The 23,168-nt window shown below is 59.8% G+C and carries 18 protein-coding genes, 1 other RNA gene and 5 pseudogenes; 12 read left to right on the top strand and 12 right to left on the bottom strand.

The window, feature by feature from the left end; genetic code table 11:
* Window positions 1-4: 4 nt before the first annotated feature.
* Window positions 5-1,075: a heat-inducible transcriptional repressor HrcA gene (hrcA, locus tag IPM89_09555; GenBank protein ID QQS53167.1), complete on the bottom strand. Its 1,071-nt coding sequence runs from the start codon at window positions 1,073-1,075 to the stop codon at window positions 5-7.
* 150 nt (window positions 1,076-1,225) lie between these two features.
* Here hrcA and IPM89_09560 point away from each other — a divergent pair, with 150 nt between their 5' ends.
* Window positions 1,226-2,125: an NAD(+) kinase gene (locus tag IPM89_09560; GenBank protein ID QQS53168.1), complete on the top strand. Its 900-nt coding sequence runs from the start codon at window positions 1,226-1,228 to the stop codon at window positions 2,123-2,125.
* 13 nt (window positions 2,126-2,138) lie between these two features.
* Window positions 2,139-3,812: a DNA repair protein RecN gene (gene recN / locus IPM89_09565; protein ID QQS53169.1), complete on the top strand. Its 1,674-nt coding sequence runs from the start codon at window positions 2,139-2,141 to the stop codon at window positions 3,810-3,812.
* 37 nt (window positions 3,813-3,849) lie between these two features.
* On the opposite strand, the gene fur is transcribed toward recN, so the two are convergent.
* Window positions 3,850-4,320: a ferric iron uptake transcriptional regulator gene (gene fur / locus IPM89_09570; protein ID QQS53170.1), complete on the bottom strand. Its 471-nt coding sequence runs from the start codon at window positions 4,318-4,320 to the stop codon at window positions 3,850-3,852.
* Between the two features lie 90 nt (window positions 4,321-4,410).
* Here fur and IPM89_09575 point away from each other — a divergent pair, with 90 nt between their 5' ends.
* Complete coding sequence (locus IPM89_09575) at window positions 4,411-4,737, top strand: outer membrane protein assembly factor BamE (protein QQS53171.1); 327 nt, start codon at window positions 4,411-4,413, stop codon at window positions 4,735-4,737.
* On the opposite strand, the gene IPM89_09580 is transcribed toward IPM89_09575, so the two are convergent.
* Window positions 4,734-5,072 carry an RnfH family protein gene (locus IPM89_09580; protein ID QQS53172.1) on the bottom strand — a complete coding sequence of 113 codons (339 nt, stop codon included), beginning with the start codon at window positions 5,070-5,072 and terminating at the stop codon, window positions 4,734-4,736. The two genes, IPM89_09575 and IPM89_09580, sit on opposite strands and share 4 nt — an antisense overlap.
* Complete coding sequence (locus tag IPM89_09585) at window positions 5,059-5,496, bottom strand: type II toxin-antitoxin system RatA family toxin (GenBank protein ID QQS53173.1); 438 nt, start codon at window positions 5,494-5,496, stop codon at window positions 5,059-5,061. The genes IPM89_09580 and IPM89_09585 overlap by 14 nt, the downstream gene beginning before the upstream one ends.
* A 130-nt stretch (window positions 5,497-5,626) precedes the next feature.
* On the opposite strand from IPM89_09585, the gene smpB reads away from it, so the two are divergent.
* Complete coding sequence (gene smpB, locus IPM89_09590; protein QQS53174.1) at window positions 5,627-6,097, top strand: SsrA-binding protein SmpB; 471 nt, start codon at window positions 5,627-5,629, stop codon at window positions 6,095-6,097.
* A 112-nt stretch (window positions 6,098-6,209) separates the two neighbouring features.
* Here the strand turns inward: smpB and IPM89_09595 are convergent, their stop codons facing one another.
* Complete coding sequence (locus IPM89_09595) at window positions 6,210-7,568, bottom strand: IS1182 family transposase (protein ID QQS53175.1); 1,359 nt, start codon at window positions 7,566-7,568, stop codon at window positions 6,210-6,212.
* A gap of 119 nt (window positions 7,569-7,687) precedes the next feature.
* Between IPM89_09595 and ssrA the strand changes: the two genes are divergently transcribed.
* Window positions 7,688-8,055: a transfer-messenger RNA gene (ssrA, locus tag IPM89_09600) on the top strand.
* Between the two features lie 81 nt (window positions 8,056-8,136).
* On the opposite strand, the pseudogene IPM89_09605 reads toward ssrA, so the two are convergent.
* Window positions 8,137-10,266: pseudogene (locus IPM89_09605) on the bottom strand (type III restriction endonuclease subunit R).
* A 61-nt stretch (window positions 10,267-10,327) separates the two neighbouring features.
* On the opposite strand from IPM89_09605, the pseudogene IPM89_09610 reads away from it, so the two are divergent.
* Window positions 10,328-11,388: pseudogene (locus tag IPM89_09610) on the top strand (IS630 family transposase).
* Window positions 11,389-11,400: 12 nt separating this feature from the next.
* On the opposite strand, the pseudogene IPM89_09615 reads toward IPM89_09610, so the two are convergent.
* The 4 genes and pseudogenes from IPM89_09615 to IPM89_09630 all read right to left on the bottom strand — a co-directional run bounded on the left by IPM89_09615 (window position 11,401) and on the right by IPM89_09630 (window position 14,794).
* Window positions 11,401-11,970, bottom strand: a pseudogene (locus tag IPM89_09615) (DEAD/DEAH box helicase family protein).
* The gene (locus IPM89_09620; GenBank protein QQS55861.1) at window positions 11,967-13,016 is read right to left on the bottom strand and encodes a site-specific DNA-methyltransferase; all 1,050 of its coding nucleotides are present in this window, start codon (window positions 13,014-13,016) and stop codon (window positions 11,967-11,969) included. The pseudogene IPM89_09615 and the gene IPM89_09620 overlap by 4 nt, the downstream one beginning before the upstream one ends.
* 28 nt (window positions 13,017-13,044) lie before the next feature.
* Window positions 13,045-14,058, bottom strand: coding sequence for a transposase (locus tag IPM89_09625; protein QQS53176.1), 1,014 nt, complete (start codon window positions 14,056-14,058; stop codon window positions 13,045-13,047).
* A 187-nt stretch (window positions 14,059-14,245) separates the two neighbouring features.
* Window positions 14,246-14,794, bottom strand: coding sequence for a DUF4277 domain-containing protein (locus IPM89_09630; protein QQS53177.1), 549 nt, complete (start codon window positions 14,792-14,794; stop codon window positions 14,246-14,248).
* A 245-nt stretch (window positions 14,795-15,039) separates the two neighbouring features.
* On the opposite strand from IPM89_09630, the gene IPM89_09635 reads away from it, so the two are divergent.
* The 3 genes from IPM89_09635 to IPM89_09645 all read left to right on the top strand — a co-directional run bounded on the left by IPM89_09635 (window position 15,040) and on the right by IPM89_09645 (window position 16,468).
* On the top strand, window positions 15,040-15,564 hold the full coding sequence (locus tag IPM89_09635) for a restriction endonuclease subunit S (protein ID QQS53178.1): 525 nt from the start codon (window positions 15,040-15,042) through the stop codon (window positions 15,562-15,564).
* On the top strand, window positions 15,561-15,725 hold the full coding sequence (locus IPM89_09640) for a hypothetical protein (protein QQS53179.1): 165 nt from the start codon (window positions 15,561-15,563) through the stop codon (window positions 15,723-15,725). Before IPM89_09635 ends, IPM89_09640 begins: the two co-directional genes overlap by 4 nt.
* Window positions 15,726-15,874: 149 nt before the next feature.
* Window positions 15,875-16,468, top strand: coding sequence for a transposase (locus IPM89_09645; GenBank protein ID QQS53180.1), 594 nt, complete (start codon window positions 15,875-15,877; stop codon window positions 16,466-16,468).
* Between the two features lie 14 nt (window positions 16,469-16,482).
* Here the strand turns inward: IPM89_09645 and IPM89_09650 are convergent, their stop codons facing one another.
* Complete coding sequence (locus IPM89_09650; protein QQS55862.1) at window positions 16,483-17,769, bottom strand: IS66 family transposase; 1,287 nt, start codon at window positions 17,767-17,769, stop codon at window positions 16,483-16,485.
* A gap of 337 nt (window positions 17,770-18,106) precedes the next feature.
* Between IPM89_09650 and IPM89_09655 the strand changes: the two genes are divergently transcribed.
* Together IPM89_09655 and IPM89_09660 are read left to right on the top strand one after the other, a co-directional pair.
* Window positions 18,107-18,643: a transposase gene (locus IPM89_09655; GenBank protein ID QQS53181.1), complete on the top strand. Its 537-nt coding sequence runs from the start codon at window positions 18,107-18,109 to the stop codon at window positions 18,641-18,643.
* A gap of 381 nt (window positions 18,644-19,024) precedes the next feature.
* Window positions 19,025-21,307 (top strand): annotated as a pseudogene (locus tag IPM89_09660) (type I restriction endonuclease subunit R).
* A 17-nt stretch (window positions 21,308-21,324) separates the two neighbouring features.
* Here the strand turns inward: IPM89_09660 and IPM89_09665 are convergent.
* Window positions 21,325-22,212, bottom strand: coding sequence for an IS982 family transposase (locus IPM89_09665; GenBank protein QQS53182.1), 888 nt, complete (start codon window positions 22,210-22,212; stop codon window positions 21,325-21,327).
* 108 nt (window positions 22,213-22,320) lie between these two features.
* On the opposite strand from IPM89_09665, the pseudogene IPM89_09670 reads away from it, so the two are divergent.
* A pseudogene (locus IPM89_09670) lies at window positions 22,321-22,707 on the top strand (restriction endonuclease subunit R).
* The last annotated feature ends 461 nt before the right edge of the window (window positions 22,708-23,168 follow it).

Genomic DNA, 23,168 nt, shown 5'->3' on the forward strand with positions numbered 1-23,168 from the left:
GCATTCAGTCTCGTTGCCCGTCCAGCACCTCGGCCAGCAAACGAGCGGTGACGTCCACCACCGGAATGACTCGGTCGTAGGCCATGCGAGTCGGACCGATGATGCCCAGCACGCCCAACACCTGGTCGCCCGAGCCGTAGGGCGCCGTCACCACGCTGCATCCTTCCAGCACGCCACAGCCGGATTCCTCGCCGACGAAAATCTGCACTCCGCCGGTATGCAGGCATTGATCGAACAGATGCAGCAGGTCGCTTTTCTGATTGAAGGCTTCGAACAACTGTCGCAGCTTGTCGAGATCCGATAGATCGGCGTACTGCATCAGGTGGGTTTGGCCGGCCACTACATAGTCGCCGCCTTCGGGCGCGGTCTCGAAGGTCTGCTCCGCCATCTCCATCACGGTCTGCATCAGCCGATCGAGGCTGTCGCGGGTCTCGCGCAGTTCGTCGAGCAGGGTTTTCCGCACCTGCTGGATATCCCGGCCGCCAAACTGCGCGTTAAGATAATTGGCGGCCCGCTGCAATTCCGCGGCATCGTAGGCCCGTCGGGTCTGGATGATGCGGTTCTGCACTTCCTGGCCGTTCAGCACCAGAATCGCCAGCACCCGGCACTCGGACAGCGGCAGGAATTCCACTTGACGCAGGGTCATGGTCTGACGGCGCGGCAGCATGACGATACCGGCCAGTCGGGTGAGACCGGACAGCAGGTCCGATACCGAGCGCGCCAGTTCGGTGCCGCTTTGCGCCGGCTGATCGATCCGCCGACGCAGCGCCTCGATTTCCCGAGGGTCCAGCGGCTTGACCCGCAACAGAGTATCGATAAAGAAGCGGTAGCCGCGAGCGGTCGGCACCCGGCCGGCCGAGGTATGCGGCGCGCGCAGGTAGCCCAGCTCTTCCAGGTCGGCCATGACGTTGCGCACGGTGGCGGAACTCAGATCCAAACCGGCGTCGCGCGACAGCGTGCGCGAACCGACCGGATGGCCGTCGCGGATGTAGCGCTCGACCAGAAACTTCAGCAGGTGCTGGGTGCGCTCGTTCAGGGCGGGATAACCCGCCGGCGTGGGGTCCGAAATCTGCATGCCGACACCTGATTGTTTTTATTAGCACTCCTTGCCGCAGAGTGCCAACGGAAGCTAGCAATTCCCTGTCGGGGTGTCAAGCTGTCATGCTTGGCGCGCATTCTTCTACAATGATAACTTGCCCCCCTTAAGATCACTCAGTACGGAACGATGCCCATCCCTGTTTTCCACACCATTGGTCTCATCGGCAAGTTCGGCGACCCCAACGTCGCGGGTGCACTGAATCAGATTGCCGCCCACCTGCTTCAGCGCCAACTGCGGGTACTGCTCGACGAAAGCTCGGCCCAATTGATCCCGGATAGCGGCCTGGAAGTCGCCAGCCGCGCCGCTATCGGCGAACAATGCGATCTGGTGGTGGTCATGGGCGGCGACGGCACCATGCTCAATGCCGCCCGTTCGCTGGTGGACTACGACATGCCGATCCTGGGGGTCAACCTGGGGCGGCTGGGGTTTCTGGCCGATGTTTCGCCCAGCGAAATCCCGCACCGGCTGGACGGCGTGCTGAACGGCCAGTTTCGCGAAGCTCGCCGCCTGTTGTTGTACACCCAGGTCATGCGCGATGGCTGCGTGATCGGCGAGGCGGACGCCTTGAACGATGTGGTGGTGCATAAGCGCGATGTGGCGCGGATGATCGATGTAGAGACCTTTCTGGACGGACGATTTCTGAATACCTATCGCGCCGATGGCCTGATCATCTCCACTCCGACCGGCTCCACCGCCTACGCGCTGGCCGGCGGCGGGCCAATTCTCTATCCTGGGTTGGAAGCGGTGGTACTGGTGCCGATCTGCCCGCATACCCTCACCCACCGGCCGATCGTGGTCGGCGCCGACAGTGTCATCGAAGTGGTGCTCAACGCGGCCAACACCATCAACACGCAGGTAACCTGCGATGGCCAGGTCAGCCTGCCGCTGGAGCGGGGCGATCAGATCGTGATCCGCAAGAAGGAACGCAAGGTGCGGCTGATCCATCCCCTCAGCCACGACTATTTCAAGCTGCTGCGCGCCAAACTGCGCTGGGGCCTGAGTCCGGAAGCCTCGCCTTTCATCTGAGGGTCCTTCCGCCATGCTGATCCAGTTGTGCGTCCGCGACTTCGCCATCGTCGAGCAGTTGGAGCTGGAGCTGGCGGCGGGGATGACCGCGGTCACCGGCGAGACCGGCGCCGGCAAATCCATCCTGGTGGACGCCATCGGCCTGCTGCTGGGCGACCGGGCCGACAGTGGCGTCATCCGCCACGGCGCCGGACGGGCCGACCTTAGCGCGGTGTTCGATCTGAGCCAACTGCCGGCGGCGAGCGCCTGGCTGAACGAGCGCGATCTGGCCGGCGAGGGCGACTGCCACCTGCGACGGGTAATCGCCGGCACCGGTCGTTCGCGCAACTACATCAACGGCGTACCGCAACCGGCGCAGGCGCTGCGGGAACTGGGCGAGCTGCTGGTGGACATCCACGGCCAGCACGAACATCAGTCGCTGCTGCGGCGCGAGGCCCAGCGGCAATTGCTGGACGACTACGCCGGCAATCAAAGCTTCGTGGCGGAACTGGCGGAACGCTACCGGAGTTGGAGTCAGCTGCGGCAGGACTTGCGGGCGCTGCGGCAAGCCAGCGGCGAACGCGACGCCCGGTTGGACATCCTGCGCTATCACCTGCGGGAACTGGCGGCGCTGGATCTGGCGGAGGGCGAGATGGCGGAACTGGAGCGCGAACAGCGCCGCTTGGCCAACGCCAGCCAGTTGCTGGAGACCGGCCAGCGCGTGCTGGGCTGGTTAATCGAGGGCGACGGCGACGTCATCGCCGACCGGCTCGGCCAGTGCCTGCGCGAATTGGACGCCCTGAACCGGCTGGACCCCCGGCTTGCCCCGGTGAGTGAGCTGCTCAATGCCGCGCTGATCCAGATCCAGGAAGCGGGCGGCGAACTGCGCGGCTATGTGGGCGAGCTCGATCTCGACCCCGACCCTCTGGCCCGGATCGAACAGCGACTGGCCGCCGCCCTGCAACTGGCGCGCAAGCATCGAACCGCGCCCGAGGAACTGCCGGCGCTGCGGACGCGGTTCGAGACTGAACTGGACCGCCTCGAACACAGCGAAACCCGGCTGGATGAGCTCCAGCAGGCCGTGCAAGCGGCGCGGGCCGCCTACCAGGAACAAGCCGAGCGATTGAGCGAGCGGCGCACGGCGGCGGCGCGGGAACTGGGCGAACGGGTCTCCGGGGCGCTGGCCGAGCTGGGCATGCCGGGAGGGCGTTTTCACATCGCCCTGGAGCGGCGGGATCAGCCCGCGCCCGGCGGGCTGGAAACGGTGGAATTCCAGGTCAGCGCCAATCCCGGCCAACCGTTGCGACCGCTGACCAAGGTTGCTTCAGGCGGCGAGCTGTCGCGCATCAGCCTGGCGATTCAGGTCATCACCGCCCGCGCCGCCCGCATCCCGACCCTAATCTTCGACGAGGTCGACAGCGGCATCGGCGGCGGAGTGGCGGAAGTGGTCGGCCGGCAATTGCGGGCCTTGGGTGGCAACCGGCAGGTGCTGTGCGTGACCCACCTGCCGCAGGTAGCGGCGCAGGCGCATCAACATTTCAAGGTGGACAAGCAGACCGACGGCGCCAGCACCCACACTCAGGTGCTGCCGTTGGACGCGGGCGCGCGGGTCGCGGAAATCGCCCGGATGCTGGGCGGACTGGAGCTGACCGCCAGCACGCTGGCGCACGCGCGGGAGATGGTGGAGAACGGTACCTCATCGCGCTGATCGTCATGCCGCGCCCCGTCTCTCAACCGTAACAAAACTAATTCTCTCCCCGCTCCGCCGGCGGCTTGCTGTCTTCGCCATCCTGAGCGGGGGCGTGCTGGCAATCGGCGCGGGCGCAGTGGCCATAGAGAATCAGGCAATGCTCGGCCAGTTCGAACCCGAGCCGCCGGGCGATGGCATGCTGCCGCCGTTCGATTTCCTCGTCGCAAAACTCCTCGATCCGCCCGCATTCCAGGCACACGATGTGATCATGGTGCTCGCCCTGGTTGACCTCGAAAACCGACTGGCCACCCTCGAAATGATGACGCTTGACCAAACCGGCCGATTCGAACTGCGTCAGCACCCGATACACCGTCGCCAAGCCGATTTCCTCGCCGGAATCGATCAGCGCGCGATAGATCGTCTCGGCGCTCAGATGGGCATTTTCCTGCTGCTGCAACATGTCGAGAATCTTCATGCGCGGCAGCGTGACCTTCAAACCAGCTTGCTTGAGTTCTTTTGATCCCATGTGGAACGCTCTCCAGGATTGCGCTTGCCTACAGGTTGCCGATGTACGCTATGATGTCTTTAGTTCCAAACAACCTGGATCCTGCCTTCCATGCTTCACAAGTCCTTGCGCGCCACCGGCATCCTGCTGCTCGTCCTGACCGCCGGTTGCGGATCTTATCTACCGAGTTTCTATAACGTTCCGGTCCGTCAAGGCAATTACCTCGACCCGGAGATGGTCGGCCGCCTGCACCCCGGCATGACCAAGACGCAGGTGCGGCGAATCCTGGGCACGCCGCTGATTACCGACCCGTTCCACCAGAACCGCTGGGATTACTATTACTACTACAAGCAAGGCAACCAGATCGACGATCAGCGTCACATCACGCTGTACTTCAGCGGCGACACGCTCGACCGTATCGACGGCACGGTGGACTAACCACCATCCGGCTCCAGATCGCCGCCACCCCGGCGCATGCGCTTGCCCTCGGCGGCGCGCCTCTTGCGGACCTCCTTGGGATCGGCCAGCAACGGCCGGTAGATCTCTACCCGGTCGCCGGCGCGCATGGTGGTCGAGAGCTTGCCGAGCTTGCCGAATACGCCGACCTTGGCGGTATTGAGCTGGATTTCCGGGAATCGTTCCTGAATGCGCGATTGCACGATGGCTTGTTCCAGTGTAGCGCCTTCCGGTACTTCGACCGAGATGATCGCCTGTTCGTCGGGACGGGCGTAGGCGACCTCGACCCGGATCAGCCTCGGCTCAGCGTCTGCCATACAGATCCACCGCGCGCCGACAGAATGCGTCGACCAGGGAGTTGGCGATCTGCTTGAACACCGGCTCGACCGCTATCCGCAACAGATGACTGGAGAATTCGAATTCCATATCCAGGGAAATCTTGCAGGCGTCAGCCCGCAGCGGTTCGAAACGCCAGTAGCCTTGCAGCCGCTTGAAGGGACCTTCCAACAGGCGGATATCGATCATCTTGTGCTTCTGCGCGCGGTTGATGGTGGTGAAGGATTTATGCACGCCGCCCTTGACCATCTCGATGGTGGCCCGCACTTCATCCTCGGTACGGCTGGCAACGCGGGTGGAGCGGCACCAGGGCAAAAATTGGGGGTAGGACTCAATATCGTTGACCAAGGCATACATGTCGGCCGCCGAGTAGAGGACCAGGGCGCTTTTTTTGACAGTCGCCACGACTCGATCTCCATTGCGGCATGATCTAATTGTTGTTGGACTCCAGCCGCGCAAGTTTGGTTGAATCCGCGCTTATCCTCAAGCATCGCGTGCCGGGCCACGGGCGCCGGCGCGGTCACACGGTCCCGTCATGAGCAAAAAACCCACTCCAGGCAACAAACAAATCGCCGGCAACAAGAAGGCGTATCACGAGTATTTCGTCGAGGAACATCTCGAGGCCGGGCTATCCCTGCAAGGCTGGGAAGTGAAAAGCCTGCGCGCCGGCCGCGCTCACCTCAAGGAAAGCTACGTCCTGCTGCGCGAGGGCGAGGCCTTCCTGTTCGGTTGCCACATCTCCCCACTAACCTCCGCCTCCACTCACGTCCAGGCCGATCCGACCCGCACCCGCAAGCTGCTGCTGCACAAGGAGGAAATCGGTCGACTGATCGGCTCGGTCGAGCGCAAGGGCTACGCGCTGATTCCGCTGGCGATGTACTGGAAACACAACCGCGCCAAGCTGGACATCGGTCTGGCACGCGGCAAGAAGGAATACGACAAGCGGGCGACGGAGAAAGATCGCGACTGGGAACGCGATAAACAGCGGCTGATGCGCGATCGCTAGCAGCCTGTCGGACTTAACCTTCGAACCAGCCATCGGTTAGTCATTTGAAGACTGTTTGTGACAAAAAAGATACAGTTATTTCGAAAAGACGCTGTTTTCTCTAGTTTTTCCCTTACCGCGGACGCAATACGGCCATCCGTTTTAGATTCCACGCCAGACACACCAGGGTCCATTCGCCTTGGACGTTGGCCAATCCGCGGCTGAGAAACTGGCGGAAGCCCATCACGGATTTGATGATTCCAAAGACCGGTTCGACGGTGGACTTGCGCAGCGCGTAGGCGGCCTTGCCGGCGCCGGTCTTGAGCCGATGGGTCATGCGTTGGACCGGGGTCGCCTCGGCGGGCCGTTTGGGCGGCTCGCTGAAGCGCTCCGAGAAGTGGGGATGGTGTTCATCGCGCTGGATCGCCATCAGCGGCTCGATGCCGGCCGCCTCGCAGGCGTCCACGTTGGCCTCGCTGAAGTACCCAGCGTCGGCGAGCATTTGCGCGGGTCGATTCAGGCCCTCGGGTAGCGCCTGAAGCTTCTCGACCATGGGCACGACCTGCTGCTTGTCGTTGGCGGCCTGCGTCACCTGAGGAACCATGACCAACAGGGTTTCGGTATCGACCAGGGCTTGGCCGTTGTAACACTGCTCGAAGCCGCCGCCGGCCACGGGCATGATGCGCGATTCTTCGTCGGTGAGGTTGATCTGGTCTTTGGGGCGCGGGCCAAGCTCTGGCGGCTTGGGTGCCTTGCCGCGCGGCTTCTTGCCACTGGCGGCAGCCTTCGCCTCGCGCGCCGCCAGTTTGGCCTGGTAGTCGGCCTGCTCGCGGGCGAAACGCTCGGCCGCCCGTGCCTCGATCTTGGTTTTTGCCTCGGCGATGGCCGCCAAGCGATCCTCGCGGCGCTTGAGCTCGTCCGGCACGCGCATCCCGTCGGGGGTGTTGGCGCCATCGGCCTGCTCGGCCAAGGCCAGCAGTTCCTGGACCTCCGCCTTCAGCTGCGCCTCGATGATCCCGGCGTGCTCATGGGACAGGGCGCCATGGCGGCTGGCATTGGCGTGGATCTTGGTCCCGTCCAGGCTGACGGCGCCAAAACGGCTGATCTGGTTCTCGCGGGCGACTTGGAGCACCTGCACAAACACCGCCTCGAACTCACGCGCGAAGCGTCGGCGGAAATGGGCCAGGGTGTCGTGGTCTGGATGTCGATGACAGGCGATGTAACGAAATGCCAGCGAGTCGTCGGTCGCCCGTTCGATCTTGCGGCTGGAGTAGCAGCCGGTGGCGTACCCGTAGATCAACAGCGACAGCAACAACGCCGGGTGGTAGGCCGCGCTGCCGCGCCCGGCATAAGCCCGTTCTAGATCGCTCAGGTCCAGCCCTTCCACCACTTCCACCACGTAACGCGCCAGGTGTCCCTCAGGTAGCCACTCCTGCACCGACGGCGGCAGCAGAAAGTCGATGTCTCGGTCGATCAGGTGGAACTTGCTCATCTTCGCCAGCCCTTGAAATTGATCCGGCCATTTTACTCGACTCCCCGCGTCAGGTCAGGCTCTAAGTCCGACAGGCTGCTAGGAACTTATCGCCAGCCGCGTTATCATAATTTGGCTAGGGGGGCGATCCGGTTTCGACGTGGATTACAAAACCCAAGGCGCATGTCGAGGATGCAGCTCGCCTCGTTAATCAGGCTGCAAATCTTAGTTGCCAACGACGACAGCTACGCTCTAGCGGCCTAAAACCCGCTAGCCTCTGACCGGAACTTGCTTGTGAGGTCCGGAGCCTTTCGGGGCGCTCAGGGGTCGACTAACACAAGCTCGCGCCCAACCTGTCCGGGGGAAAAGACGCTAAAACCTCACCGGAACCGCCGTTCGTCGCCCTGCCGGTCGGGAGACGAAAGGTTAAAACAAAGACCAGGCTAAACATGTAGTGCCGAGGGCGGAGGATTTGCGGACGGGGGTTCGATTCCCCCCGCCTCCACCATTTCAACATCCAGAAACATCCTAAAGCCCGCGTAACTGCGGGCTTTTTATTTGGTTTTCCGTCCATCACAGAGCGCCCGTCTTAACCGTCGAATCGTACCGCCAGACCGTCGAGCGTGATATTTTCGGCGATCTCATCGTGCGGAATCAGCACGTAACGCCATGGCTTACCGCCATAACTGGCCGCATGGTTTGAAGCGTTTGCGCACCACTTGATGGCAGCTTCCTTCTTGGCGATGACAACCGGATCTTCAAGCTCCGTGCGCTTCTTCGGTTCCAGCATGTAGATCGTGTCAGCCGTCTCGGCGACAAAGTCCGGCTGATATTCCAAGCGATCCGCTCCGTTCTGATAGTAAATCTGGAATTGACCCTTGGCGGGTTTGAACCACTTGATGGCCTCGCGCTCCAGAATCACCGCCAGCTTGCGTTCCGAGTCGGAATCAAACTTCTGCGCCGGATAGAGGCAGCGCTGGAAGCCGCCGAACAGATACTTCGCCATGTTGCTCTTGTCCGCCGGCTCTACCCGGTAGTTGGTGGGCGGTTCTTGCACGGAATACGTGTAGGCACTCTGCTTTAGTTCGGTAAAGCCTTTGCTGACCTTCACCTCGTAGCCGGCGACATCCTCCCAGTAATGCGCCTGCATCTGGGCATGGATAAAGCGCGCGATATCCCGCTGGTAGCAGCGCAGCACTTTGCGGGTGTCCTCCTCGGACAGGTAGGTCTTGAAATGCTGCACGGTCTGGGTGGCCAGGTCGTAGAGCAGGTCGGCGTGTTCGTCGTAGGAAACATCGTCGAAATCCACCAAGCCGCTGACCACATAGTCCTCCAGCCGGGCTTCCTCGATACCGCCACGGCCCAGCGACACCACTTCCAGTTGATTGGTGCGCAGGTGCTGAATCCAAAGCTCGTCAGATACCGCCGGGTATTTCAGTGTGGAAAGCGCGAGGGTGAACGGCTTGAAGCCCGATTTCACCTCGCCCTTGGGCACCACCAGGATGCGCGGGATGTCGATGGTCTGCTGGGTCACCAACTCGACCGTCTTCGCCACCACGGCCGCAAAGTCCGGCTTCTCCGTTACCCCATCCAGTTCCAGTTGGGTCGGCTGATGTTGCTCCTCGACCGCCTTGACGATGGCAGCCTGGATTTCCGGTTTCTTCAGGTACTCGATGGTGGGCAAGGTCTGCGGCTGGTTTTCCAGCGTGCGGATGACCTGGTAGGTGATTTGCGCGACTTTCTGCTCTTCCGGCTTGGTGAAGACCGGAGTCTGATCCTGCCCGGCCACCGTCGTGCTACTGGTCGTGTGGGCGGGCGTCAAACCCAGTTGGGTCGCCAGTTGCGATTGCGACACCACCGTGGTCGTCTTCTGCCCGAGCGTATCTGCATCCAGGACGAGGGTCTGCAAGTGGATCGCCGAATCCGGCTTGTTGGCCTCGGTGATGATTTCCTGAAACTTGTCATGGGCGATGATGTTCAGCCGATCAACGGCGGTGACACCGGTACGCTTGCCATAGGGCAGGCGCAGGCCCCGGCCAATGGACTGCTCGATCAGAATGCGGGCATTGGCGGCCCGCAGCGGCACAATGGTGTAGAGGTTGGTCACGTCCCAGCCTTCCTTGAGCATGTTGACGTGAATCACGATTTCCGTCGGCTCGTCGGTGTACTCCACCTTGAGCAGGCGGCCAATCATCTCCTCTTCTTCTGCGCCGGTCTTGCTCGAATCCACCTGGATGACCTTGTCGCGGTAGCGCCCCTCGAAAAAGTTGTTGGACTTGATCAGTTCGGACAGTTGTCCGGCATGGGTGGTATCGCGGGCGATCACCAGCAGGAAAGGTTTGACGATAGGGTTTTCGCTCTCGCGGGCGTAGGTTTCCAGCTCCACTTTTACGCTTTCGTGCAGGCGCATGCCGTCTTCCAATTTCAGCCGTTCGATCTCCTCAACCGACATGCCCGCCGGGTTGAAATTCTTGCGCGTCACCACCGCCGGTTCCTTGACGAAACCGTCCTGCATTGCCTGACCCAGCGGATAATCAACGATCACGTTCTTGAAGGGTATCGCGCCGCGCGCCGTCTCAACGAACGGCGTGGCGGTCAGCTCCAACCCCAGAATCGGCTTCAGTTCGTTGATGGCGCGAATGCCGGCGCTGGCGCGGTAGCGGTGCGATTCATCCATCAGCATCACCAGATCGGGCAAACCGGCCAGATAGTCGAAGTAATACCATTTATGATTAGATTTTGTTATCATACTCATTTAACCTACTTTTATTGATCCAGTCATGAGCCGCTCATTACAAGTCGAAATCCACGAATCCTCCGAAGAACTAAAGCGCATAATGAATGAACAAACTCACGCCAAGTTTCGAGAGCGATTACAAATTCTATATTGGATTAAAAGTGAGATTTTTCATTCTTTACAAGAGTTAGCCGATCATTTAGGGCGATCGAAATCCGTCATTGTCAAGTGGCTCAAAGTATATCGTACCCAAGGCTTAATCGGGCTGTTGCAGTGGAATTATCATGGCGGCCGTCGTTCGAGAATTACCGAAGCTATGAGAGAGGCACTCCAGCGCCGTCTGGACGATCCGACTCATGGATTTCATAGTTACGGACAAATCCAGCAGTGGCTTCTCCAGGAATACGAGGTCGATATTCCTTATTCAACAGTGCATCAAGTCGTTCGTTATCAACTCAAAGCAAAACTTAAAGTGGCGCGGCCAACGAGCGTTCATCGCCATGAAGAGGCGGTGGTTTCTTTTTAAAAAAACTTCCACGACAACTTGAATTAATTGATATTTTTCAGCAAGTTGAAAATGAAGCGGTCCGGCCTTTACGGTATTGGTGCCAAGATGAAAGTCGCTTTGGATTAAAAACGATCACCCGGCGGGTCATCACCGCATTGGGGATTAAGCCAGTTGGTCCAGTTCAATGGACCTTTCAATCATTTTGGCTCTATGGTGCCATTGAGCCACTGAGTGGCGAAAACTTCTTTTTAGAATTTTCCCATTTGGATGCTGATTGCTTTCAGTGGTTTTTGAATGAATTTTCTAAAACTTATCCGCACAGCCTCAACGTAATTCAATTGGATAACGGTCGCTTTCATTATGCCAAAAAACTTGTAATCCCCGATAATGTCGTCTTATTATTCCAACCGCCTTACAGTCCCGATGTGAACCCCATTGAGCGTGTTTGGCAATCAATGAAAGATCAATTGTGTTGGATCAATTTAAAAACCCTAGATGAACTACGTAAAAAAGTGGATGAACTCATTCAATCGCTTCTCCCAAGCGAAGTGGTTTCTTTGACCAGTTTTGATTTTATTTTATCTGCACTAAAGTAGTAAAATCTATTAGTAATCGGTATAACTTTCACCGATGTATTCCGAAAGCCGCTTGATGCGCGGTGACTTGCCACCGCGCACTTCGGAATTGATCTTGGAGATGTTGAAGATGTTGATCCGCACGCCGCCGAACAGCGTGCCGCTACGCGGGTCGTGCTGGTCGTAGTTGTCGCCGGTGATGATCGAGGGCGCGTCGATGGCGAATTCGGCGATGCCCCGGAACACGTACTTGGGATGATTGCGGTCGCTAAAGTCGGCGATCAGCTTGTTGTAGATGGTCAGGTTGGGCGCCAGCACGAAGAAGTTGTCGATGCCGTGCGCCAGATGCAGATAGCTGATGAAAGCGCCCATCAGCCGCGTCTTGCCGACGCCGGTGGCGAGCGCGAAACACAGCGAGGGAAAATCGCGCTCGAAGTCCGTCACCGAGGGAAACTCGTTGCGGATGGCTTCCAGCATGGCCGCGACATCGGCACCCTTGCCAGGCGGCGCAATCTCCGTAATGCGGTCGAGAATCTCCAGTGAGCGGCGCTGTGGGTGGCGCAGGCTCAGGCGGCCGGCAATGGCATTCACATGGCGGTTCATTGTGCCCCCTCGCCGTCAAAAAGCCCCTGCTGGCCGGGTTTGGGCGGCTCTTTGGGCAGGTTTTCCACTCGCAAGGAGTAATCGTCGTGCCCCCATTCGCAGCGCGACAGCACCTGCTTGGGAATCTTCTTCACCGTGAGATTGGGGTAGGCATCGGCCTTGGCGCGGAAGGCGGGGCAGAGCACCAGCAGCGTGCGATCCGGCCCCACTTCGTCGGCGAGCTGCTGCAATTGCTCATGGGTCAGGCTGGCGGTAGTCACATAGACGAAATCGCGCTCGGTGGAATGGCCGTGCTGCCAATACACCGCATCCGAAGGTGCGTAGGTGAAGCCTTCCAGCTTGCACAGCGCCTCGGCCAGCATGGCTGCGTTGTAGTCGTGATGAATGACCCAGTTGCCCCACTTGTCCTTTTCCAGCAGCGAGGGCGCGAGGCGGTAGTAGCGGAAGCCGCCGCCGCCTTGCCAGTTCACGGCTTTGCTGATGCCGCCTTGGTCTTCGCCGTCGATGACTTTTTGCAGGCGCGGAATGATGTGGGTATGGCAGTGCTCGCCCAGTTCTACCATGATCCAGCGCCGACCCATCTTGTGGGCGACAGCGCCGGTGGTGCCGGAACCGGCGAAGGAGTCGAGGACGAGATCGTTGGGGTTGGTGGCGATATTCAGTAGCTGTTCAATTAGCTTCTCTGGTTTTGGCGTGTCAAAGGAGCTTGCGCCGGGAAACAATATACGCATCTCGTTCTTGGATGTTCGATTACTACCAACATCGTCTTTGGACCAAATTGTCCTTGGCACCAAGTTCCCCACTTCAGAGAGGTAGCGCTTAATGCTTGGTCTTGCCGCACCAGTTGGCCCCCACCACACTCGACCATCGGCGTCCAACTCCCACAGCTTTTCTTCTGACACTCGCCAGAACCTACCGGGCGGTGGCGAGAATGTTCGACCTGTAGGCCCTTGAATCGAATATTGACCTCTTGAGTAAGGCTTGTTCGCGTATGGATCTCCCGGTAGCCATGGCCCGCGTGGGTCATTGTCTGGATTAGAGTAAATCGAATTTGCCTTTTCGGTTCTTTCAAGCTCACGGTTCGCTCAAAACGAGGGCTGGTTTTAGAAAATGCGCCATCAGTCGCTCGTAGATTTCTGCCGACCAGCCGAGCAGTGTGAGTATGCGGTGCTGCAGAGCGCTGAGCGGCGACAGCAGCGCGCGGACCTGGCCGGCGATCGCCACGACGCTCAAGCTGATGCCCCGAAAGGCGCGCAACAGCGATTCGGCGGTGGGCGACGCCGTAGCCCGGTCGGGCTGCCCCGGATAGAGGCCGGCGATCGGCTCCGGGGTGGTGGCCAGGCACCGGCGCGCCACGAATTCGACCAGAACCAACACGCGCAAGGCCAAGCTCAACAGGCGGATTAAGCCCTCCACCCGCGCATCGGTTTGCAGGAACAAGGGCGTGATCGCCAGCGCCCGGCCTTTGAGACGGCCAAAACTCCGTTCGATCAGATACTGCCCCCGATAGGCGTGGACGGCGGTCTCGACCGTCAGGGTCGCGTGGTTGGTGGCGTAGACCCGCCAGCCCAGCCGCTGCCGGGCCGCCGCGACGGCCAGCGGGTCGATCCGCGCCCGAATCGTGCTCTGGTGCTGCACCCGGCAGGTGGCCGGACGCGCGCCATAGCGGCGCTGGGGAATCACTTGCGTGGTGGTCTCGAGGTCGAGATGGATCAGGCCCACCACCCGCTGCTCGGCCAGAATCTGCTCGGCGGTGGCGCTCAGCGCGGGAGCTTCCAGAATTTTCTTGCCTTGTTTGCGCTCGTTGAGGCGGTGAATGTCTGCTACCGCCCGCTGCAGGCGGGCGTCAAGCGCCTGGGCCTGCCGGGTCGCCTGGGCCACCGACCGCACCACCAGCCGCCGTTCCCGCCACGTCACCGGCCGGCCCTCCACCGTAGCCGCCAAGTCAACCACCACCGTATAACCCTCGGCGATCAGCCGGGGTGGGGTGGTGGGGTCCGGGTCCGGGTCCGGCTCGTAGACCGGCTCCAGGGGCTGGGCGCCGCCGAACACCGGCGCCAGCAGGGCGTCCAGGGTGTCCTCCGGCATTTGCTTACCCCCAGGGGGGCACAAATAATAGTCGCCACTCCGGGCGATCCAGGCCCGGGTCGCCAGAAACCCCATTTTGCCGTCGCCGATGTAGGTCTTGCCGCCAGCCCCAAGGTGGCCTGGACCCGCTGAAGCTCGGGCACGTACAAGGGGTCATCCGCGCCGTTCCCACTCACCACGGTGGTCGTCAACGGCAAGCCCAGAGCGTCGAGCACCGACAGGCTGATCTTGACTTGCGGCAAGTCCGGCCGATGATCTTGACTATGCCCGAACTGAAACAGCCCCCCTCACTGACCCCGGCATAGGTTTTGGCCGAGGTGCTGTCGAGCCGTACCCGGTCGCCGCCCACCTCATAAACCCGCAGCACCGTCCCGTTCAGCGCGGTTTCCAACTCGGCCCAGGTCGCGGCGTCAGCTAACCGATCCAAGATGTTGGCCAACCGATCATCGCTCAGATCCAGCGGGCGTACCGGCTTGCCCAAACACACCGTCAAGGTATCGAGGTGCGCCTCCACCCAAGGCTGGACATGAGACAGGCAGTGATCGCCCTCCGAGACGATGAAGGTCAGCCACACCGCCACCACGTCGCCCAAACTCAAGTCGCCCTTCCAGTGGCCATGGGTCGGATAGAATCGATCGAGCAGGGCTGGAAGTTGCATCTGGTAGACTTGGGCCAACACGACCGGGAGGTCGTCGACGCGTTCGACTTTAATCAGGCGGATGATCTCGTCCAGCATTCGGGGGACCGGTGATCGTTATGGCCCGCTGGCGGCGGGTTGCCATGAAAGTACCGACTTTCATCGTCCGGGGCGACGTTCCCCAACGACATGACCGTTAGGTGAGGAGCCCAAGCGATTTAATGGGTTAGTTCCGGTCTGCACCGCGCTCCCTGTCATCGGTGAGGGGCTGCGGAACGCCTACCAGATGTCCATATTACCTGACACTTTCAATTCTCAAAAGTCGATCTTCGCTTAAGCGAACCGTGAGATCAGAAGCACAAATTGCTCGAATCTCTGAGCGCAAGGCCAATGTATTGGGCCGTCATCGTGTAAAAGAAAACGATATTGTCCTCTCTCGTCGGGGTGACCTTTCGCGTTGCGTAGCCATCTCTACCGAAAAAAATGGATGGCTCTGTGGTACAGGCTGCCTATTAGCTCGCTTTTCGCCGAAAGAAATCAATGGTTACTGGTTAGCGCTTGTTTATCAGCAACCACATCTCCAGACTCAAGTAATGGGCCGAGCTGTCGGTTCTACAATGGCTAATCTGAATACAAGCATTCTTAGTGAACTGGTAATTGGGCGATCCTCTATCGAGGAGCAGGATGAGATTGCACGGCAGGTTAACGCTGCTAATCGGCGACTCACTGAAGAAAACCGGAAATTACGGAAGCTACATAAGCAAAAATCCGCCCTCATGGATGACCTTCTCACTGGCCGGGTGCGCGTTACGGCGCTGCTTTCCGACGAAACATCAGCGTCCAAAGAACTCGAAGGGAAATCCGAATGAACCGACAAGGTGCTTTGCACCTTGTCGGCGAGCGCAACGCACTCCAGCGCATGATTGCCGACACCCCGGAAGAAGAAATGCTCGACCGTGGCAGCCTGACGGCGCGGCTGGAAGAAGTTGAATACCAGATTGTATTGTACAGGACAAAAATAACTTGCTGAAAATTAAGATAAAAAATAACAGCTATTTTGAGGGTAGTAGGATCGCGAGGTTGCTGTTATCATAACTAATTGATTGATAACATTAATTCTAAAACAGGCGAGGTTAATTCCGTGAATTCCCCTTTTTTAATACCCGGCACTTTGCAGAAATGCTTCATCATCATTTTCACTGGAACCGAGCGCGTATCTCTTGCATCGTCTATTTAATTATCGGAATCATCCAGATGGGAACGGTCAATCTCGCAAAGATTGCTGTCACCTTTCCTGGGCGTGCGCAACCGGCCTCTCATTACAAACGCCTTCAACGACTTTTTTGTCAATTTTCTCTAGACCTGAATCAAGTCGCCCGGTTCATTGCCAGTCTCATTCCTGTGCTTCAGTTCAAATTGACACTCGATAGAACCAATTGGAAATATGGTGATGTCAATATCAATTACCTTGTTTTAGGAGTCGTCTATCGCGGATCTGCTTTTCCTATACTATGGGTTGCTTTAGATAAAAAAGGCAACTCAAATACCCAAGAAAGAATAGCATTAATGAATCGATTCCTTACGATTTTCGGCCCGCAAATGATCGCCTGCTTGTTTGCGGATCGCGAGTTTATTGGGATTCAATGGTTTGGTTATCTTATTGAAAATCAAATTAAATTCGTAATACGCATCAAAAAGAATACGCAAATCTCTAACTCCCGAGGGGTCCCCGTCTCCGCCGAAAATCTTTTTCGAGGCCTACCCCGTGGGTAGCCGTTCTCCCCCCTCTACCGGGGCAAGGGGGCGAGAGGCAGTCCGGCGCGGCGGTCGGCGATGGCGCGTTCGAGAGTGCGCCAAGGGGAGTGGCCGCGCTGGCGGCAGGTATCGATGACGCTGGCGAGCAGAGCGAAGACCCGCGAACCCACCGGGGTGCGGGTACCGTGACTGATCTTGCGCGCGATCACCCAATGGCGTAGTGCCCGCTCTGCTACATTGTTGGTCAGTGGCAGTTCGGGATGACTCAGCACCTGGAAGATGGCTTCCCAGTCGTTGAGCAACTCCACCGCCAAGGCGTGGGTTTTGGCGTGGGCGTGACCCTGGCGCCGTTCGCAGGCCGCGCGCAACGCGGCCAGTACCATCATGTGTTGGGTCGGCGGCGCGACCGGCGGCGGACCTTCGCGGGCCGCGTAGACCGCCGCCATCAGCGCCTCCAAGGTCTCCAGCACGAACCGGCCAAAGACACGGGCCTCGCGGTCGCCACTCTCGGCCAAGCCCCGCGCCTTGCGAATCAGGTGTGCCCAACAGCGTAACCGGCGCGGGTGGTTGCGGTAGGCCATCCAGCCATCGCTCATCAGCCAGCCGCTAAAGCCGTCCAGCACGTTCTCGACCCGCTCCTTGCCGCGCCCGGCCACGTAGTACAGGGTCGCGGTCGCCGCGACAAACACCCACAGCCACAGCGGCCGGCCGTGTTCGGGCCAGGAGGTTTCGTCGGCGTGCAGCAGATGGCTGTCCAGAACCGCCTGGACGAGTTCGTCTTCCGCCGGCGCCACGGCCGCGCCGGCTTCGTGGAGCGTCCGATGGATCGTGCCGGTACTGAGCTTCAGGCCCAGCCACTCGTCCAGGAATTCGCGAATCCGCGCCCGCGACAGCCGGAACCGGAAAGCCAGTGCCACGATCAGCGCCGCCAACCCCGGCCCCACCAGCCGCCATTCGCTGAGTTCAATCCCCGCCAGCAGTGGGTCCACCACGCCCTGGCCGGCTACCGCCCGGGTCCGATGGCCACAGGCGCAGGGGGCTTCGTCATAGCGATGGTCCACGACCCACAGCGTCAACCCCGGCCGCGCCGGATCGCCCCAGTGCAGGTCGACCGCCTGAAACCCGGTGTAGGCCACCGCACCCACTGGGTCCAGCGGCCGGCCACAACCGGCGCAGGTGTCGGGGTAATGGGCCTGTTCGGCATTCGCCTGGAACACCTGAGTCCGGCCGATCCCCGGCGCCCCCGGCTGCTTACCCGGTTTACGGGCGGGTTTCGCGTCCGCCGGTTTCGCCTCGGCCGACGGCGGTTCCGCCGGCACCGGCTTCGCGTCTGCCGGTGCCGACTCGGGTCCCTCGTCCGCCGCATCGGCGGCATCCGATTCCGGCCCGTCACCCGGTCGGTCCCACGGCGCCCGACTGCTCGGCGGCCGCGAACTGTTGTCCGGTCCCTGATTCAACCGGTCCAGCGCCTCCTTCAAATCGTCCAGCAGCTTGCCCGACAGCGCACGCACCTCGGCCTCCCCAGCGAATCCAGGTAGGCGTGGTCTAATTGGCGCAGGCTATGTGGGCTGAGGTGCATGGCGGTTGATCGTGGGGCTGGACTCTAGTTTTCCATACCTACTCCCCGAGGGGAAGTTAGCCATTACCGGGAGGGGTGTGAAGAGTTACCCCCGTGGCAGCGCTCTGGTTTTATCGGGCCAACGAACCGTGTGGGGGCACTCTCTTTATGTGATTGGTCTGAAAATGGCCAACGGTGAATTCGTTATTCTCGCAACGCAAGAACAACCGGAAACCGCGTTGGAAAATTATAAGGAACGCTGGCCGATCGAAACGCTTTTCATTTGCTTAAAAACTCGGGGATTCGATCTGGAATCCACCCATATAACTGACCCCCAGCGACTTGAAAAGTGGATGGCTTTTCTCGCTATTGCATTTAGTTGGGCGCATATTATTGGTGAATGGCGCCATGAAATTAAACCGATCAAGATCAAAAAACATGGCCGTCCCACCCAAAGTCTTTTTCGCTATGGATTAGATTATTTGAGAAGTTGTTTATTTCATCACCAAGAATCCGCCCGGCAATACGCTTTTCATCAGGCACTGGAGTCGCTCTTTAAACGGTTGGGATCGAGCCCTCAAAATCGCTGTTTTCTACCTCTAACCAATACGCCACCCGGCAGAATTTTAACGTAAATTCATTTGGTTAGATGATTTTGTCCTGTACAATGACCAGATTGCGCAAGAACAAAGCAGGTCAGCAACGGATAACCACGCTATCTGCTGCTGGAAACGCCTGATTGGACGGCGGGGGCTTGATGACTGCGGGCTATATAAATCGCTTATGGGTGGTTATGGGTGGTTATGGGTGGTTATGGATGAGTTATGGATGAGTTATGGATGAGTTATGGATGAGTTATGGATGAGTTATGGATGAGTTATGGATGAGTTATGGATGAGTTATGGATGAGTTATGGATGAGTTATGGATGAGTTATGGATGAGTTATGGAGATTACGTACAAACCCGCCATACATGCCAAAAGCCACAATGAAAGCAGTGTAGGGAGGACATCTCGATGGGCTGGGAACTGAGCGAAGTCGAAAAACCCTTTGTGGCGCAACTGGTCGGCATGGGCTGGCGACACATCGAAGGCGACATCGACGACCCGGCCATAACAGGACGCGCCCGCTTTGCCCAAGTGGTACAGGAAAGCGTGCTCCGCGCCAAGCTGGCGGAACTCAACACCCGCGACGGCCGGCCCTGGCTGGACGACGAACGAATTTCCCAAGCGGTGAGCGCCCTCACCCGCATCGGCGCGGCCAAATTGATGGAAGCCAACCGGATCGCCACCGACCTGCTGCTCAAGGGCATCACCGTGGACGGTCGGCCGGACTGGGACAGTGGGCGCGGCCAAACCCTCCAATACCTCGACTGGGCGCATCCCAACCGCAACCAATTCACCGTCATCAACCAATATCGGGTCGATTGCCCGCCGGGCTACAACAGCGGCAAGGCGTTCATCGTCCCCGATCTGGTGTTGCTGGTGAACGGCATCCCGCTGGTGGTGGTGGAGTGCAAAAGCCCGGCGGTGCAAGAGCCGCTCGCGGCAGCGGTGGATCAACTGCGCCGCTACAGCAACCAGCGCCGGGCCAATTTCGAGGTCCAGGACAACGAGGGCAACGAACCGTTGTTCCACACCAATCAGTTGCTGATCGCCTCCAGCTTCGACCAGACGCGGGTGGGCTGTATCGGCGGGTTGTTCGAGCATTTCGCCACCTGGAAAACCGTCGTCCCGCATACCGAAGCCGAAGTCGCGGCCCGTCTCGGCAAAACCGCGCTCTCCGAACAGGAACGCACCATCGCCGGGATGCTGGACCCGTCCAATCTGCTCGACATTATCCGCCACTTCACGCTGTTCATGGCGGTGGGCGGACAAACCATCAAGGCGGTCTGCCGCTACCCGCAGTTTCGCGCGGTGAACCAGGCGCTCGCCCGCTTGCGCACCGGCAAAACCCGCGCCCAGGACGGTGAACACGACCGCCGGGGCGGCATCATTTGGCACACCCAAGGCTCGGGCAAGAGCCTGTCGATGGTGTTTCTGGTCAAGAAGCTGCGCACCCAGCCGGATTTGCGACGCTTCAAAGTCATCGTGGTTACCGACCGCAAGGACTTGCAGGCGCAGCTTGCCGCCACCGCCGACCTGACCGGCGAGCCGGTGGAGGTGGCGACCAGCGCCGACCAATTGAAAACGTTGGTGCGCCGCCAGGGACCGGGACTGGTGTTCGCCATGATCCAGAAGTACCGTGCGAACGATCTGGCGGGAGAACCTCAAGCCACTCCCGCGCGGAAAGCGGCGGAACCCGCCCCGCCAAGCTATGTCGCCCCGCTCTCGGCGGTCTTGAACGGCGACGACGCCATCCTGGTGCTGGTGGACGAAGCGCACCGCAGCCACGGCAACGACCTCCATGCCTACTTGATGGCCGGCATCCCCAATGCCGCCAAGATCGGCTTCACCGGTACGCCGATCATCATGGGCGAAAAGAAACGCACCCACGAAATCTTCGGCGAGTTCATCGACCGCTATACCCTCCAGGAGTCCGAACGCGACGGCGCGACCGTGCCGGTGCTCTACGAAGGCCGCACCACCCGGGGCGCGGTCAAGGATGGCGCCAGCCTGGACGAACTGTTCGAAGACCTGTTTCGGGAATGCGGCCCGGAAGAATTGGAAGCGATCAAGCGGAAATACGCCACCCGAGGCCAGATTTTCGAGGCGCCGGCGCTGATTGCCGCCAAGGCCCGCGACATCCTGCGCCACTACGTGACCTACATTCTGCCCAACGGCTACAAGGCACAACTGGTGGCCTACAGCCGGCTGGCCGTCATGCGCTATTTCGACGCCTTGGAAGCTGCCCGCGCTGAATTATTGACCGAGGCCGAGGCCTTGCCGCCGGAAGATAAAGCGTTGGACGACGAGGCCCTGTGCCGGCGTCCGCTCCCCATACAGGCGCGGGTGCAGGCGTGGCGCTACCGCGAATCGCTGCGAACCATTGAGTTCGCGCCGGTCATCTCGGGCGGCAACAACGACGACTCGGCGTGGAAATCCTGGACGGACGGTGCGGCCCAGGAACTGCGCATCAAGCGCTTCAGAAGACCGTTGTTTCACGCCGACCCGACCAAAATCGACCCGCTGGCGTTTCTGATCGTGAAGTCGATGCTGTTGACCGGCTTCGACGCACCCATCGAGGGCGTGATGTATCTGGATCGCCCGATCCGCGAAGCCGAGTTGTTGCAGGCCATCGCCCGCGTCAACCGCCCCGGCTTCGGCAAGCGAGCCGGCATCGTGGTGGATTACTACGGGACGCGATGTTCGACTTTTCAGGCGATCAGGCTCTCAAACTGCAGGTCTGACCGACCGATTTGCCGGTTCATGAAAATACCCAAGGTGTGCGCCAAGATTTTTCGGGCGATCCGACTCGTCAAGTGCCAAACATCCCGCGCCCGGATTTTCTCAAAATGAAACTGCTCGGTCAGTTGACCGATGACGGTTTCCACGAGGCGGCGGGTTCTCGTCAGTTGTTGGATGATCCAAGGCGCACGGGAATCGGCCATGTTCGCCCGCAAGGGGGTTTGCAAATCGATCCCCGTGGTTGCCAGTTCCGCCTGAAGACAGGCGCTCAGGTATCCCTTGTCGCCAATGACCAAGCCGTGAACGCCGTCCGTCAAATCCCAAAGCGCTTCGCGTTCATCACCGGCGGCGGGGGTCACCGTCCACGCCGTGATCACGCCATCGAATGTGATCATCAAGTGACCATGAAGTCCATAATAATACTGCTTTTTTGCCGCGCAATAGCCGAAGCCGGCCGCCTCGGGAAAACATCGGCATTGCGGGGCACGGGTCAGCATACACACCGGCATGGGGCAGCCATCGACGAGGTGAATAGGGTCCGTCACCGCCCCCAAGTCGATCAGCAGATGCCGATGCAGCCGCTGTTTGACGACCCAGAGATTGGCCGCTTGCTGGGCAAACGTGGTTCGCGATCCGAGTCTTGGAAACCACGACGGCCAATGACGACGGAAATACTTCCAGATGCCCACATCGGTATCCAAACCCAGAAACTCACCCACCACCTCCATGGTGATCACTTCGCTGTCCGCCAACTTCGGGGCAAAACCACGCTGGCGCAAGCGATGATCCCCCAGCAGGGCTTCCAGGTGTTCTTCTACCCAGCAAAACACCGTGATGATAAAGTCTTCAAGCGGCATGGCGGTCTCTCCGTGCGGTTGAGGTGGTTGGTTCCTCTCAGCTTAGCTCGCACCGTCATGCCGCATCGGTCTGCCCTCATCTCTCCTCGAAAAAGTCGAACATCGCGTTACGGGGTGGCCCGCCACCTGAAGGAAGCGTTGGCCGCGTACAGCGATGAAGACGTGCGGGGCGCGCTACAAAACCTGAAGGACGAAGTACCGATCCTGCGAGACCGTCATGCGCGAGTGCTGAACGTGTTTCGCAGTCGAGGGATCGAGGCGCTGGACGATACCGAAACCTGCGTGGCACTGCTGGCCGATGACAAGCTGCGCGCCGAGTTCACCGTCAAGCTCAAGCCGTTCCTGGATTCGCTCGATTTGGTGCTACCGCGCCCGGATGGACTGCCGTTCACCAAGGACGCCAAGCGGTTGGCCTTCATCCACGCCCGCGCCCGCAACCGCTACAAGGACATGCCGGTGCTGGGCAAGGACATAGGCGTCAAGGTGAGAAAACTCATCGACGATCATGTCATCTCCCTCGGCATCGACCCGAAGATTCCGCCGATTTCGCTGACTGACGCCCATTTCGATGCCCACGTCACGCGCCAGGCCAACAACCGCGCCAAGGCGTCGGAAATGGAGCACGCTGTCCGTTCTCACATCCGCCAGCACCTGGACGAAGACCCGGTGCTCTACCGCAAACTCAGCGAACGCCTCAAGGACATCCTGGACCAGCTCAACGAGCAGTGGGATGCGCTGCTCGCCGCGCTGCAACAGATCATCGACGAGTTGCGAACCGGCCAAGCGGCGCAAGACGGCAGCGTGCCGGACCTGCCCGACCACTATCCGCCCTTCCTGCGCCTGGTGATGGAAACCGCCGTCGGCAATACCGCGCCGGACGAGACCACCCGCAAGCGGCTGGTGGATGTAACCGTGGAGATCGTGGACCATATCGCCAGCGAACTGACCGAGACTTT

The sequence above is a fragment of the Candidatus Competibacteraceae bacterium genome (assembly GCA_016699715.1).
Lineage (GTDB): Bacteria > Pseudomonadota > Gammaproteobacteria > Competibacterales > Competibacteraceae > Competibacter.

Bases quoted from the DNA above. Each gene is read 5' to 3' on its own strand.
- hrcA (QQS53167.1), bottom strand. From the start codon at position 1,075: ATGCAGATTTCGGACCCCACGCCGGCGGGTTATCCCGCCCTGAACGAG.
- IPM89_09560 (QQS53168.1), top strand. From the start codon at position 1,226: ATGCCCATCCCTGTTTTCCACACCATTGGTCTCATCGGCAAGTTCGGC.
- recN (QQS53169.1), top strand. From the start codon at position 2,139: ATGCTGATCCAGTTGTGCGTCCGCGACTTCGCCATCGTCGAGCAGTTG.
- fur (QQS53170.1), bottom strand. From the start codon at position 4,320: ATGGGATCAAAAGAACTCAAGCAAGCTGGTTTGAAGGTCACGCTGCCG.
- IPM89_09575 (QQS53171.1), top strand. From the start codon at position 4,411: ATGCTTCACAAGTCCTTGCGCGCCACCGGCATCCTGCTGCTCGTCCTG.
- IPM89_09580 (QQS53172.1), bottom strand. From the start codon at position 5,072: ATGGCAGACGCTGAGCCGAGGCTGATCCGGGTCGAGGTCGCCTACGCC.
- smpB (QQS53174.1), top strand. From the start codon at position 5,627: ATGAGCAAAAAACCCACTCCAGGCAACAAACAAATCGCCGGCAACAAG.
- IPM89_09595 (QQS53175.1), bottom strand. From the start codon at position 7,568: ATGAGCAAGTTCCACCTGATCGACCGAGACATCGACTTTCTGCTGCCG.
- IPM89_09625 (QQS53176.1), bottom strand. From the start codon at position 14,058: ATGCCGGAGGACACCCTGGACGCCCTGCTGGCGCCGGTGTTCGGCGGC.
- IPM89_09630 (QQS53177.1), bottom strand. From the start codon at position 14,794: ATGCTGGACGAGATCATCCGCCTGATTAAAGTCGAACGCGTCGACGAC.
- IPM89_09640 (QQS53179.1), top strand. From the start codon at position 15,561: ATGAACCGACAAGGTGCTTTGCACCTTGTCGGCGAGCGCAACGCACTC.
- IPM89_09645 (QQS53180.1), top strand. From the start codon at position 15,875: ATGCTTCATCATCATTTTCACTGGAACCGAGCGCGTATCTCTTGCATC.
- IPM89_09665 (QQS53182.1), bottom strand. From the start codon at position 22,212: ATGCCGCTTGAAGACTTTATCATCACGGTGTTTTGCTGGGTAGAAGAA.